Raw genomic sequence first — 13,297 nt, 5'->3', positions numbered from 1 at the left:
GCACGAGTAGGAACGGGTGGGCACGGATCGAAGCCGCGCCCGGTGGTCGACACTTGCGACCACCGGGCGCCCGAAGGAGCCGGAACGGCCCTACAGCACCTCGATGTTGGGCCCCGCGCCGAGCACCCGACGACAGTCGAGCACGTAGTCGGCGGTGCGCAGCAGATCCAGATCGACGTCGTCGTGGTCGACGAGCAGCACCACCGCGTCCGCGGCGGCCACCGTCTGCGCGGTCAACTCCACCCGTCGCAACCGGGCGTCCACGACCTGGGCGAGGTCCACGTGCGGGTCCGCGGCGGTGACCTCCGCACCCAGGTTCAGCAACAACCGGGCCACGTGCGTGGACGGCGACTCCCGGGCGTCGCCGGTGTTCTTCTTGTACGCGAGCCCCACCAGCAACACCCGGGAGCCGTTGACCGATCGACGCCGGGTGTTGAACGCGGCGGTGAGCCGGCGGATCACGTAGTCCGGCATGTGGTTGTTGACGTCGTTGGCCAACTCCACGAAACGGAAGCTCTGGCCGAGCGCACGCTGCACCCGCCAGGACAGGTACGACGGGTCGATCGGCAGGCAGTGCCCACCGACACCCGGCCCCGGGGTGAAGCGCAGGAAGCCGAACGGCTTGGTCGAGCAGGCGTCGATCGCCTCCCACACGTCGATGCCCAGGTCGTGGGCGAACATCGCGACCTCGTTGACGAGCGCGATGTTCACGTGCCGGAAGGTGTTCTCGATCAACTTGACCAATTCGGCCTCCTTCGGCGAGGAGACCGGCACGACGCGGTCGATCAGCGAACCGTAGAAACCCTCCACGACCGCCAACGAGGCGGCGTCCACCCCGGAGACCACCTTGGGCGTGTTGACCAGGTTCCAGGTCGGGTTGCCCGGGTCGATCCGCTCCGGGCTGTAGCCCAGGTGGAAGTCCCGGCCCACGGTCAGACCCGAGCCCTCCTCCAGGATCGGGCCGACCAGTTCCTCGGTGGTGCCCGGATAGGTGGTCGATTCGAGCACCACGCACGCGCCGGGCCGCAGATAGCGGGCCAGCGTGCGGGCGCACTCCTCGATGTAGCTCAGATCCGGGACGCCCTCGCGCAGCGGCGTGGGCACGGTGATCACCGCGATGTCGTAGCCGCCCAGATCACGCGGCTCGGCGGTGGCGCGGTAGCTGCCCGCGTCCAGGATCGCCCGCACGTGCGCGGACGGGATGTCCTCGACGTACGACTCGCCCGCCGCGAGCCGCTTGATCCGCCCCTCGTCGACGTCGTAGCCGACCACCTCGTGGCCCACCTGTGCGGCCCGAACCGCCAGCGGCAGCCCCACATAGCCCTGACCGGCGATGACAACACGCATCCGAGACTCCCCCTCCTCGCGCAACCGCCCACCCCCGAGCGGCTGGTGATGCAACGTCAGGGGCGGCCGGGCACGTGATCGGCACGCGGCTTGGCCACCACCCACGACGACACGAGCCCGGCCACGCGTTCGCCGCGCACCACCGCTCCGGGAAAGCGCGAGACCAATTCGGTACGCCGGGCCGGGAACACCCGAGGCGCCGATCCGCCGATCCGCGACCGCAGATGACCGGGCATCAGATGCAGCGCGGGCAACGAGGTCTGCGGATCGAGCGGATGCTCCCGGGCGGCGGTGCGCAGCCAGTAGCGCTCCGCGCAGGCGTGCACGACATCGGCCAGCCGGGCCCGGGCGGTCGGCGCGGCCAGCCGATCGAGCAGACCGTCGCACACCACCAGGTCGCAACTCCCGGACCACTCCAGCGGATCGGCCGCCTCATGGACCAACCACGAGGCCGACCCGGCGGTTTGGCCCGCGGCCTCGACCACGCGCACGTGCGCGGGCCGCACCGGGGCGTGCCACCAGAACTCGGCCGAGCCGCCCAAGTCCACCACCCGCAGCCGCTCGATGTCCGGGAACGCCTCGCGAAACCACAACCATCGTCGCGCCCGCGCCCCGGCTTCCACCTGGGTGCGCGCGGCTGCCGCGCGCACCGACCAGGCCCGGACCAGGCGTTGCGGTTGTGCCATCGTGCGTGATCCCCCCTGACGAGCCCGCGGCCGAGCGCCGCGGACCGCCCATCAGGCTATGGGCACAACCGCACTCCCATGCGGGAAACCGGCGAACCCGAGGCGTCCCGGATCCGAACATGCGGACGGCCCCGGGGAAGGATCCCGGGGCCGTCCGCGGTCGTGGGCGAGCCGGTCGGGCGCAAGCCCGGACCGGTTCGGTCAGGCGCTGGGCCAGACGATGCTCTGGATCTCGCTGTAGGCGGCCAGCCCGTACGAGCCGCCGTCCCGGCCGACGCCGGACTGCTTGAAGCCGCCGAACGCCGCCTCCATGTTGCGGCCCACGGTGTTCACCCCGACACCGCCCGAGCGCAGCCGGCGGGCGATGCCGTAGGCGCGCGTGGTGTCGCCCGCGAACACGTAGGAGAGCAGGCCGTAGTCCGAGTCGTTGGCGAGCCGGATCGCCTCCTCCTCGTCCCCGTCGAACGGGATCACCGTGACCACGGGGCCGAAGAACTCCTCGCGCGCGATGGTCATCTCGTTGGTCGCGTCCGCGAACAGCGTGGGCGCGACGTAGAAGCCCTTCTCGAAGTCGGGACGCTCGCCGCCGACCACCAGCCGGGCACCCTCCTCGCGGCCCTTGGCGATCAGCGCCTCCACCCGGCCGCGCTGCACCGCCGAGATGACCGGGGTGACCTGCGTCGCCGGGTCCAGCGGGCTGCCCACCTTCAGGCCGCGCGCGTGCTCCGCGAGCCGCTCCACCAACCGGTCGTAGATGCCGCGCTGGGCGATCACCCGGGTCGGCGCGGTGCAGATCTGGCCCGCGTAGAAGCTCCACACCGTGCCGATGCCGTGCACGGCCGCGTCCAGGTCCGCGTCGTCGAGCACGATGCACGCGCCCTTGCCGCCGAGTTCCATCAGCTGGCGCTTGAACGTGCGGCCCGCGACCTCGGCGATCCGCGAGCCGATCAGGGTCGAGCCGGTGAAGCTGATCATGTCCACGTGCGGCGAGGCCACCGTCGCCTCGGAGACGTCCACTCCCGAGCCGGTGATGATGTTCAGCACGCCGGCGGGCAGCCCGGCCTCGGCCAGCGCCTCGGCCATCCGGTACACCGCCAGCGGGTCCTGCGGCGCGGGCTTGACCACGACCGTGTTGCCCATCGCCAGGGCCGGCGCGACCTTGCCCGCGCTGTTCGCGAGCGGGTTGTTGTACGACGTGATGCAGGTGACCACGCCGACCGGCTGGCGGATCTCCTGCGCACCGAAGATGCCCGCCCGGCTCAGCGCGGTCTCCGGGGTCGCCTGCGGGTTGAGGGCGAACTCGGTCGGCTCCAGCGCGCCCTTGGCGTAGCGCTTGAAGCGCGAGTACGTGGTGCCCAGCTGCATCATGCCCGCGACCGCCAGGGTCGCGCCGGTCTCGGCGGAGGCGAGCGGGACCACCTCGCCGCCCATCTTCAGGAACAGGTCCGCGGCCCGGTCCAGGATGCCGGCGCGCTCCTCGGGCGTGGTCCGCGACCAGGTGCCGAACGCCTCCGCCGCCGCCGCCGTGGCCGCGTTCGCCTGCTCCACCGACGCCTCGGGCGCCAGGCCCACGACCTCCTCGGTCGCCGGGTTGATCACTTCGTAGTGACCGCGCTCCGGCTCGACCCATTCGCCGCCGATGTAGAGCTTCTGCTGCGCGCTGCTCATCGTGTCCGTCGTCTCCCCTGGTCCAGCCGCTGCCCCGGACTCCCGACGGTCCGCCGGAAATCCGACGACCCGTCAGATTCCTCTTCGCAGGCCATTGGACCCCCTAACAGTCGCATTGCCAAGAGGGAGAGGTGGGCGGTACTGGTCACAGTCACACGTTGTCATCACGGGCGACACCGACCCCTTCGGGCGTAGGGTTGTCGGGGAACCCCGGTCCTTTTCCAAGGTCGGGGCCGTTCGCGTTGCGGAGGATCCAACCGGCCCATGAGCCTGACCGGTCTGCTAGACATCGTCGTCCAGGACCCCGCCGTCGCCGAGGCGGTGCGGGCCGCGTCCGAGGGCCGCGGTACCGCCCTCGACCTCGTCGGACCACCGGCACTGCGCCCGTTCGTGGTGGCCGCCATCGCGGCCCGCGCGGACCGGCCGGTGCTCGCGGTCACCGCCACCACCCGCGAATGCGAGGACCTGGTGGCCGCGCTCGGGTCGCTGCTGCCCGAGGACTCCGTCGTGGAGTACCCCTCGTGGGAGACGCTGCCGCACGAGCGGCTCTCCCCGCGCTCGGACACCGTCGGGCGCCGACTCGCGGTGCTGCGCAGACTCGCGCACCCGACCTCGGGCGGCCTCGCCGACTCCGGCACCGGCACCCTCAAGGTCGTCGTCGCCCCGATTCGCAGCGTGCTCCAACCCCAGGTCAAGGGGCTCGGCGACCTGGAGCCGGTGGCGCTGACCGCCGGGCAGGACATCGCCCTGGACACTGTCGTCGAACAGCTCGCCGCCGCCGCCTACTCCCGGGTCGACCTGGTGGAGAAGCGCGGCGAGTTCGCGGTGCGCGGCGGGATCCTGGACGTTTTCCCGCCGACCGAGGAGCATCCGCTCCGGGTCGAGTTCTGGGGCGACCAGGTCGAGGAGATCCGCTGGTTCAAGGTCGCCGACCAGCGTTCCCTGGAGACCGCCGAGCACGGCCTGTGGGCACCGCCCTGCCGCGAACTGCTGCTCACCGACCAGGTGCGCGAGCGGGCCCGCGAGCTGCTCGTGGAGCACCCCGGGCTGGTCGAGATGCTCGGCCGGATCGCCGAGGGCATCGCCGTCGAGGGCATGGAGTCGCTCGCGCCGGCCCTGGTCGACGACATGGAGCTGCTCCTGGACGTGCTCCCGGCCGGAAGCCACGTGCTGGTCTGCGACCCGGAGCGGGTGCGCACCCGCTCGGCGGACCTGGTGGCGACCAGCCGCGAGTTCCTGGACGCCTCCTGGGCCGCCGCGGCGGGCGGCGGGGAGAGCCCGATCGACCTGGGCGCCGCATCCCTGTGGAGCCTGGCGGACGTACGCGAGCACGCCGCCGAGATCGGCGTGCCGTGGTGGTCGCTCAGCCCGTTCAGCGCGGACGCCGACGACACGGGCACCGGGATCGGCGCGGTCGAGGCCGAGGCCTACCGCGGCGACGCGCAGCGGGTGCTGGCCGAGATCAAGGGCCGGCTCGCCGAGGACTGGCGGGTGGTGCTGGTCACCGAGGGCCACGGCCCGGCCGCACGATTCGTCGAGACGTTGTCCGGTGAGGGGGTCGCCGCCCGGCTGGACGCCGACCTGGCGCAGGTGCCGGACACCGGCATCGTGCACGTGACCACGGGCTGCATCGGCCACGGCTTCAGCTCCGAGCCGCTGCGCACCCTCGTGCTCACCGAGGAGGACGTCTCCGGTCAGCGCACCTCCACCAAGGACATGCGCCGGCTGCCCAGCCGGCGGCGCAACATGGTCGACCCGCTCCAGCTCAAGCCCGGCGACTTCGTCGTGCACGAGTCGCACGGCGTGGGCCGCTACGTCGAGATGCTCCAGCGCACCGTGCAGGGCGCGCAGCGCGAGTACCTGGTCCTGGAGTACGCGCCGGCCAAGCGCGGCCAACCCGGCGACCGCCTGTTCGTGCCCACCGACCAGCTCGAGCAGGTGACCAAGTACGTCGGCGGCGAGAGCCCGTCGCTGCACCGGCTCGGCGGCGCCGACTGGGCCAAGACCAAGGCCAAGGCCAAGAAGGCGATCAAGGAGATCGCCGGCGACCTGATCAAGCTCTACTCGGCCCGGATGGCCGCGCCCGGACACGCGTTCGGACCGGACACCCCGTGGCAGCGCGAGCTGGAGGACGCCTTCCCCTACATCGAGACGCCCGACCAGCTCTCCTCGATCGAGGAGGTCAAGGGCGACATGGAGAAGCCGATCCCGATGGACCGGCTGATCTGCGGCGACGTCGGCTACGGCAAGACCGAGATCGCCGTGCGCGCGGCCTTCAAGGCGGTGCAGGACGGCAAGCAGGTGGCCGTCCTGGTGCCCACCACGCTGCTCGTCCAGCAGCACTTCTCCACGTTCTCCGAGCGCTACGCGCAGTTCCCGGTCGTGGTGAAGTCGCTGTCCCGGTTCCAGACCGAGACCGAGGCCAAGGCGGTCCTGGAGGGCCTGCGCGAGGGTTCGATCGACATCGTGATCGGCACCCACCGGCTGTTCTCGGCCGAGACGAAGTTCAAGGACCTCGGCCTGGTCATCGTCGACGAGGAACAGCGCTTCGGCGTCGAACACAAGGAGCAGCTGAAGAAGCTGCGTGCGAACGTGGACGTGCTGACCATGTCCGCGACGCCGATCCCGCGCACCCTGGAGATGGCGGTCACCGGCATCCGCGAGATGTCCACGATCACCACGCCGCCCGAGGAGCGGCACCCGGTGCTGACCTTCGTCGGACCGTACGAGGAGAAGCAGATGGGCGCCGCGATCCGGCGCGAGCTGCTGCGCGAGGGTCAGGTCTTCTACATCCACAACCGGGTCGAGTCGATCGACCGCGCGGCCGCGCGGATCCGCGAGCTGGTGCCCGAGGCCCGGGTGGCGATCGCGCACGGACAGATGCACGAGAACGCGCTCGAACAGGTGGTCGTGGACTTCTGGGAGAAGGAGTTCGATGTCCTGGTCTGCACCACGATCGTCGAGTCCGGGATCGACATCTCCAACGCGAACACGCTGATCGTCGAGCGGGCCGACAACTTCGGCCTGTCCCAGCTGCACCAGCTGCGCGGCCGGGTCGGCCGCGGGCGCGAACGCGCGTACGCGTACTTCCTGTACCCGCCGGAGAAGCCGCTGACCGAGACCGCGCACGAGCGGCTCGCCACCATCGCCCAGCACACCGAGATGGGCGCGGGCATGTTCGTGGCGATGAAGGACCTGGAGATCCGCGGCGCGGGCAACCTGCTCGGCGGCGAGCAGTCCGGACACATCGCGGGCGTCGGATTCGACCTGTACGTGCGGATGGTCGGGGAGGCGGTCAACCAGTACAAGGAGCTCGCGGCGGGCGGCGAGGGCGCCGAGGAGATCTCGGAGATCCGGGTCGAGCTGCCCATCGACGCGCACGTCCCGCACGACTACGTGCCCGGCGAACGGCTGCGCCTGGAGGCGTACCGGCGGATCGCGGCGATCACCTGCGAATCGGACATCGACGCGGTGCGGGCCGAACTGGTGGACCGCTACGGGCCGTTGCCGCAGCCGGTGGAGAACCTTCTGGAGGTGGCCCGATTCCGCGCGCATGTGCGCGGCGCGGGCCTGGCCGACGTCACCCTCCAGGGCAACTTCGTCCGGTTCGGCCCGGTCGACCTGCGCGAGTCGCAGCAGTTGCGGCTCCAGCGGCTCTACCCGAAGACCCTGGTCAAGACGGCCACCCACCAGATTCTGGTGCCCAAGCCGATGACCGCCCGGATCGGCGGCCAACCGCTGCGCGACGTCGCGCTGCTGGCCTGGGCGCGCGACCTGGTGGACGCGATCCTGCTGGAGCCGATCGGCGCGGCGAAGAAGTAGCCGCGGTTCCCGGGCCGGCGCGGTGCGCCGGCCCGGGAAAGCCGAGGCGGTCCGCCGATCGGCCCGGATGATCTTGCCGAATATGCGGACTTCGAGCGTGCCCACCCGTATCTTTGATCGTTGGTCATGGGTCGCACGCCTGCCGTGGCCGACAGTCGTACCGCCGTACAGCGCCATCGAGCCCCGGGAGTTCGTGTGAGTCGCACGTCGCGTTCCGTCCCTGTCGATTCCGCGCACCGCCGGCGGCGATCCGCGGCCCGGACCCGGGTGGCCGCGCTGGGCCTGGTGCTTGTCACCGGCTTCGCGCTCGCCGGCTGCTCGGATTCCAAGGCCGGCGCCGCCGCCACGGTCGGCGGGGACCGGATCGAGATCTCCACCCTGAATGCCAAGGTCGACAAGCTCGAGCAGGCGTTCACCCGAAACAACCTGTCGCTGGCCGGTACGAGCGCCCAACTGGAGGCCAACCAGGCCGAGTTGGTGCAGCTGATCTCGCGTCGGGTGGTCGACGAGGCGGCCCGACGCAACCACGTCGCGCTGAATGCGACCCAGGTGCTCCAGGCCCGGCGCGCGCTGGAGACCAGGCTCGGCAGCCCGGAGGCGCTCCAGGTCCGGCTGCTGCAGACGGGAGTGCTGCCCGGCGAGGTGGACGAATTCGTACGCACCGAGGCGCTCAAGCGGGAGATCGCCAAGGCACGGGGGATCCAGCTCGACTCGGCCGAGGCCCAGGCCCAGCTGAACGGCTACCTGAGCGACGTGGCGAGCTCGATGAAGATCACCGTGAACCCGCGCTACGGCGCCTGGGACTCGGCGAAGCTGAGCACCACGCCCGCCACGTACTCGTGGCTCGCCGCGGGCACCCAGCCCGCCGCACCCGGCCTCGTGGAGGTCCCGCCCGGCGCGGAGAGCGGCACCTGACCCGGACCGTAGGCTGGCCGGGTGAGTGACTCGCCTGCTTCCGCGCCGCCCGCCCGCCTCGTCCTGCTCGCCGGGACCCATCGGGTCGCACCCGGTCTGCTGAGCTGGCCCGCGTGGCACACGCTGCGCGAGGCGGCCGGTACGCCGACCGGGTGCGTGCTGACCGCGGACGCCGACCATCCGCAGCTGCCGTATCTGCGCGAGGCGGGCGTCGAGGTCGAGACGGTCGACCTCGACGCGGGCCCGCGCGCGCTCGCCCGCCGGTTGCTGGAGCGGGCCCGGACCGGGCTGGTGGTCTGGCTCGCGGCCACCGACGACGACCCGGGCCTGGGTCCGGCGCTCGCACAGGTCGCCGCGGGCGGCGAGGACGCCGAGCCGATCCCGGAGATCGAACTACTGCCCGGCGCGTGGGACCTGCCGGGTGCGCGACTGCTCGACCTGGTCGCGGTGATGGACCGGCTGCGCTCGCCGGGTGGTTGCCCGTGGGACGCGAAGCAGACCCACGAGTCGCTCGCGCGGTACCTGGTCGAGGAGACCTACGAGCTGGTCGACGCGATCGACTCGGGGGACCGGGACCACCTGCGCGAGGAACTCGGCGACGTGCTGATGCAGGTGTTCTTCCACGCCAGGGTGGCCCAGGAGGACGAGGCCGACCCGTTCTCGATCGACGACGTGGCCGGCGGCATCGTGGACAAGCTGATCAGCCGCCACCCGCACGTGTTCGCCGACGTCGAGGCGGACACCCCCGAGGCGGTCGAGGCGAACTGGGACACCCTCAAGGCGGCGGAGAAGAGTGATCGGGCCTCGGCGCTGGACGGCATCGCGATGAGCCAGCCGGCCCTGGCGCTGGCGGCGAAGCACCTGTCCCGCACCCGCAAGGCGGGGCTGACCGTGCCCACCCCCGCGCTGCCGACGGCCTTCGAGGACGACGACTACGTCGGCCCCGAGGCGATCGGCGACCTGCTGCTCGCCGTGACCGAACTGGCCGCCCGCCGGGGCGTCGACGCCGAGACCGCGCTGCGCGCCGCGACCCTGCGGCACGGCGACCGGGTGCGCGAGGTCGAAGGACGATAGCCGAAACGCACGAGGGCCCGGAACCGTTCGGTTCCGGGCCCTCCTCGCGTCGAACGATCACACGCGGCGGAAGATCAGCGCGCGCTTGACCTCCTGGATCGCCTTGGTGACCTCGATGCCACGCGGGCACGCCTCGGTGCAGTTGAAGGTCGTGCGGCAGCGCCACACGCCCTCCTTCTCGTTGAGGATCTCCAGGCGCTCCTCGGCGCCCTCGTCCCGCGAGTCGAAGATGAACCGGTGCGCGTTGACGATCGCGGCCGGGCCGAAGTACTGCCCGTCGCTCCAGAACACCGGGCACGACGTGGTGCACGCCGCGCACAGGATGCACTTGGTGGTGTCGTCGAAACGCTCGCGGTCCTCGGGCGACTGCAGGCGCTCGCGCGTCGGCTCGTTGCCCGACGTGATCAGGAACGGCATCACGTCCTTGTACGCCTGCATGAACGGGTCCATGTCGACGACGAGGTCCTTCTCCAGCTTCAGGCCCTTGATCGCCTCGACCGTGATCGGCTTGGCCATGTCCAGGTCCTTGACCAGGGTCTTGCAGGCCAGCCGGTTGCGGCCGTTGATCCGCATCGCGTCCGAGCCGCAGATGCCGTGCGCGCACGAGCGCCGGAAGGTCAGCGAACCGTCCTGCTCCGCCTTGATCTTCATCATCGCGGTCAGGATGCGCTCGGTCGGGTCGGCCTCGACCTTGAAGTCCTGCCAGTACGGCTCCGCGTCGGTCTCCGGGTCGAACCGGCGGATCCGCAGCGTGATCGTGATCAGGGTGTGGTCACGCTCGGCGGCCGTGGCTCCGTGCCCCTTGCCGGGCGCGGTCTCTTCCACTACGGCAGTCATCAGTACTTACGCTCCATCGGCTGGTAGCGGGTGACCACGACCGGCTTGTAGCCCAGGCGGATCGAGTGCTCGCCCTTCGCGTCGACCTCGCGGTACGCCATCGTGTGCTTCATGTAGTTCTCGTCGTCGCGCGCCTGGTAGTCCTCGCGGGCGTGCCCGCCGCGGGACTCCTTGCGGTTCTGCGCGCCGACCACCAGGACCTCGGCGAGGTCGAGCAGGAAGCCCAGCTCGATCGCCTCCAGCAGGTCGGTGTTGTACCGCTTGCCCTTGTCCTGGATGGAGACGTCCAGGTAGCGCTTCTGCAGGCCCTTGATGTCGGAGAGCGCCTGCTTGAGCGTTTCCTCGGTGCGGTAGACGCCGGCGTTGGCGTCCATCGTCTCCTGCATCTCGGCGCGGATCGCGCCGACCCGCTCGGTGCCGGCGCTGTCGCGCAGCCGCTCGATCATCTCCACCACGGTGGCCGCCGGAGCCTCCGGCAGCTCGACGAAGTCGTGCGACGTGGCGTACTCGGCGGCGGCGATGCCGGCCCGCCGGCCGAACACGTTGATGTCGAGCAGCGAGTTGGTGCCCAGCCGGTTGGAGCCGTGCACGGACACGCAGGCGACCTCGCCGGCCGCGTACAGACCGGGCACCACCGTGGTGTTGTCCGCGAGCACCTCGGCCTCGACGTTGGTCGGGATGCCGCCCATCGCGTAGTGCGCGGTGGGGTACACCGGGACCAGCTCGGTGGTCGGCTCGACGCCCAGGTAGGTGCGGGCGAACTCGGTGATGTCGGGCAGCTTCTCCTCGATCTGCTCCGCCGGCAGGTGGGTCAGGTCGAGGTAGACGTAGTCCTTGTTCGGACCCGCGCCGCGGCCTTCGAGCACCTCCAGGACCATCGAGCGCGCGACGATGTCACGCGGCGCGAGGTCCTTGATGGTGGGCGCGTAGCGCTCCATGAAGCGCTCGCCGTCCGCGTTGCGCAGGATGCCGCCCTCGCCGCGGGCGCCCTCGGTGAGCAGGATGCCCAGGCCCGCGAGACCGGTCGGGTGGAACTGGTAGAACTCCATGTCCTCCAGCGGCAGTCCCCGGCGCCACGCGATGCCCATGCCGTCGCCGGTGAGGGTGTGCGCGTTCGAGGTGGTCTTGAAGACCTTGCCGAAGCCGCCGGTCGCGAAGATCACCGACTTGGCCTGGAAGACGTGGATCTCGCCGGTGGCCAGCTCGTAGGCGACGACGCCCGACGTGGTCTTGTTGCCCGCCTCGTCCTCGGCCAGGAGCAGGTCGAGCACGTAGAACTCGTTGTAGAACTCGACGTTCTGCTTGACGCAGTTCTGGAACAGCGTCTGCAGGATCATGTGGCCGGTGCGGTCCGCGGCGTAGCAGGAGCGGCGCACGGCCGCCTTGCCGTGGTCGCGGGTGTGCCCGCCGAAGCGGCGCTGGTCGATCCGGCCCTCGGGGGTCCGGGAGAAGGGGAGGCCCATCTTCTCCAGGTCCAGGACGGCGTCGATCGCCTCCTTGCACATGATCTCCGCGGCGTCCTGGTCGGTGAGGTAGTCACCACCCTTGACCGTGTCGAACGTGTGCCACTCCCAGTTGTCCTCCTCGACGTTCGCGAGGGCGGCACACATGCCGCCCTGTGCGGCGCCGGTGTGCGAACGCGTGGGGTACAGCTTGGTCAGTACGGCGGTACGGCTGCGCTTGCTCGACTCCAGGGCCGCGCGCATGCCGGCGCCGCCCGCGCCGACGATGACGGTGTCGTACTTGTGGGTCTGCATGATGCTCGTTCAGTCCTCGGGTACTGGTCAGCTGCCGATGTTCGGGTCGAAGGTGAAGATCACCAAGGTCCCCAGGAAAAGCACGATCAGCGCGGACGTGTAGAGCAGCGCCTTGAGCCAGAACCGGGTCTGGTCCCGCTCCGCGTAGTCGTTGATGATCGTGCGCAGACCGTTGACACCGTGCAGCTCGGCGAGCCACAGCATGATGAGGTCCCACGACTGCCAGAACGGCGAGGACCAGCGGCCCGCGACGAACGCGAAGCCGATCTTGGACACACCGCCGTCCAGGACGAGCTGAATGATCAGGTGGCCGATGACCAGGACGACCAGGAGGACGCCCGACAGCCGCATGAACAGCCAGCTGTAGAGCTCGAAGTTGGTCCTGGTCGAACGCGGTGAACGCTTGCTGCGCGGAGACTCGATCGACGGACCGCCGCCGTGGATCTTGGGCGCGTTTTCGATGGTGGCGGACACTTCAGCTCCCGAAGATGGTCTTGATCGAGTGCTGCAGGATCGGGTAGGCACTCCCGGCCATCAGCACGACCCAGACGCCGACGACAGTCCAGAGCATCTGCTTCTGGTAGCGCGGGCCCTTCTCCCAGAAGTCCACCGCGATGATCCGCAGACCATTGAGTGCGTGGAACAGGATGGCCGCGACGAGCCCGTACTCGAGCAGGTTGACGAACGGGTTCTTGTAGATGTCGATCGTCTGGTCGTACGCCTCGGGCGATACGCGAACGAGTGCGGTGTCGAGGACGTGCGCGAACAGGAAGAAGAAGATGAGGACGCCGGTGACTCGATGAGCCACCCAGGACCACATGCCTTCCCGGCCGCGGTAGAGCGTTCCAGCCGGCACGGAAACTACCCTCCGGGTGCGGTACAAGGGGGACGCGGCCGGCTGGGAGGGTGTCCGCATTCCGTGTCGGACCCTCTGGTTGTCGGTCGGCCCGGCCGGGTATCGGTCGCCCGGCCCCGGCCATGGTAGCCACCGATCGGGTGCCCCCTTGTGGCAGGGCGCGCGATGTGATCCATTCCGCATGGTGCGGGGGAACCATCCGGGTGACCGGGGCGTCACGGGTCACGAAATACTGACGCCCCGTCAGCACCCGTACGGGTGAAAGCGCCACGCTTGGGGACGAAAGATCAAGGCAAGCGCGAAGCCCCTGCTCACAGACGTGACCGACGGGTAGG

Annotated in this window: 10 protein-coding genes; 3 read left to right on the top strand and 7 right to left on the bottom strand. The window is 70.3% G+C overall.

Annotated elements, in window-relative coordinates; translation table 11 throughout:
* Positions 1-90 precede the first annotated feature (90 nt).
* From ACFZBU_RS21870 to ACFZBU_RS21860, 3 genes are all read right to left on the bottom strand, one after another.
* Positions 91-1,347, bottom strand: a complete 1,257-nt coding sequence (locus tag ACFZBU_RS21870; RefSeq protein ID WP_391585298.1) for a nucleotide sugar dehydrogenase — start codon at positions 1,345-1,347, stop codon at positions 91-93.
* 56 nt (positions 1,348-1,403) lie between these two features.
* Positions 1,404-2,033, bottom strand: a complete 630-nt coding sequence (locus ACFZBU_RS21865) for a hypothetical protein (protein ID WP_391585297.1) — start codon at positions 2,031-2,033, stop codon at positions 1,404-1,406.
* Positions 2,034-2,234: 201 nt separating this feature from the next.
* Complete coding sequence (locus ACFZBU_RS21860; protein ID WP_391585296.1) at positions 2,235-3,701, bottom strand: aldehyde dehydrogenase family protein; 1,467 nt, start codon at positions 3,699-3,701, stop codon at positions 2,235-2,237.
* Positions 3,702-3,965: 264 nt separating this feature from the next.
* Here ACFZBU_RS21860 and mfd point away from each other — a divergent pair, with 264 nt between their 5' ends.
* The 3 genes from mfd (at position 3,966) to ACFZBU_RS21845 (ending at position 9,512) form a co-directional block, all read left to right on the top strand.
* Positions 3,966-7,523: a transcription-repair coupling factor gene (gene mfd / locus ACFZBU_RS21855; RefSeq protein WP_391585295.1), complete on the top strand. Its 3,558-nt coding sequence runs from the start codon at positions 3,966-3,968 to the stop codon at positions 7,521-7,523.
* A 195-nt stretch (positions 7,524-7,718) separates the two neighbouring features.
* On the top strand, positions 7,719-8,438 hold the full coding sequence (locus tag ACFZBU_RS21850) for a SurA N-terminal domain-containing protein (protein ID WP_391585294.1): 720 nt from the start codon (positions 7,719-7,721) through the stop codon (positions 8,436-8,438).
* Between the two features lie 21 nt (positions 8,439-8,459).
* Entirely contained in the window at positions 8,460-9,512 is a 1,053-nt protein-coding gene (locus ACFZBU_RS21845) for a MazG family protein (RefSeq protein WP_391585293.1), read from the top strand.
* A gap of 57 nt (positions 9,513-9,569) precedes the next feature.
* On the opposite strand, the gene ACFZBU_RS21840 is transcribed toward ACFZBU_RS21845, so the two are convergent.
* The 4 genes from ACFZBU_RS21840 to sdhC are packed head-to-tail and all read right to left on the bottom strand — an operon-like array spanning position 9,570 to position 12,962.
* A complete protein-coding gene (locus ACFZBU_RS21840) occupies positions 9,570-10,352 on the bottom strand; it encodes a succinate dehydrogenase iron-sulfur subunit (protein WP_391585528.1) in 783 nt (260 codons plus the stop codon).
* Positions 10,349-12,106 carry a succinate dehydrogenase flavoprotein subunit gene (gene sdhA, locus ACFZBU_RS21835; RefSeq protein WP_391585292.1) on the bottom strand — a complete coding sequence of 586 codons (1,758 nt, stop codon included), beginning with the start codon at positions 12,104-12,106 and terminating at the stop codon, positions 10,349-10,351. Before sdhA ends, ACFZBU_RS21840 begins: the two co-directional genes overlap by 4 nt.
* Before the next feature lie 27 nt (positions 12,107-12,133).
* On the bottom strand, positions 12,134-12,580 hold the full coding sequence (locus tag ACFZBU_RS21830; protein ID WP_391585291.1) for a succinate dehydrogenase hydrophobic membrane anchor subunit: 447 nt from the start codon (positions 12,578-12,580) through the stop codon (positions 12,134-12,136).
* A 1-nt stretch (position 12,581) separates the two neighbouring features.
* The gene (sdhC, locus tag ACFZBU_RS21825) at positions 12,582-12,962 is read right to left on the bottom strand and encodes a succinate dehydrogenase, cytochrome b556 subunit (RefSeq protein WP_355542205.1); all 381 of its coding nucleotides are present in this window, start codon (positions 12,960-12,962) and stop codon (positions 12,582-12,584) included.
* Positions 12,963-13,297 lie beyond the last annotated feature (335 nt).

Source organism: Embleya sp. NPDC008237 (assembly GCF_042956465.1).
Taxonomy (GTDB): domain Bacteria; phylum Actinomycetota; class Actinomycetes; order Streptomycetales; family Streptomycetaceae; genus Embleya.
The sequence above is the reverse complement of the archived record's forward strand: the minus strand, read 5'-3'. Positions and strand labels throughout refer to the sequence as shown.

What these genes read in the sequence shown, in the direction of transcription:
- ACFZBU_RS21870 (WP_391585298.1), bottom strand. Translation starts at nt 1,347, where the DNA reads ATGCGTGTTGTCATCGCCGGTCAGGGCTATGTGGGGCTGCCGCTGGCG.
- ACFZBU_RS21865 (WP_391585297.1), bottom strand. Translation starts at nt 2,033, where the DNA reads ATGGCACAACCGCAACGCCTGGTCCGGGCCTGGTCGGTGCGCGCGGCA.
- ACFZBU_RS21860 (WP_391585296.1), bottom strand. Translation starts at nt 3,701, where the DNA reads ATGAGCAGCGCGCAGCAGAAGCTCTACATCGGCGGCGAATGGGTCGAG.
- mfd (WP_391585295.1), top strand. Translation starts at nt 3,966, where the DNA reads ATGAGCCTGACCGGTCTGCTAGACATCGTCGTCCAGGACCCCGCCGTC.
- sdhA (WP_391585292.1), bottom strand. Translation starts at nt 12,106, where the DNA reads ATGCAGACCCACAAGTACGACACCGTCATCGTCGGCGCGGGCGGCGCC.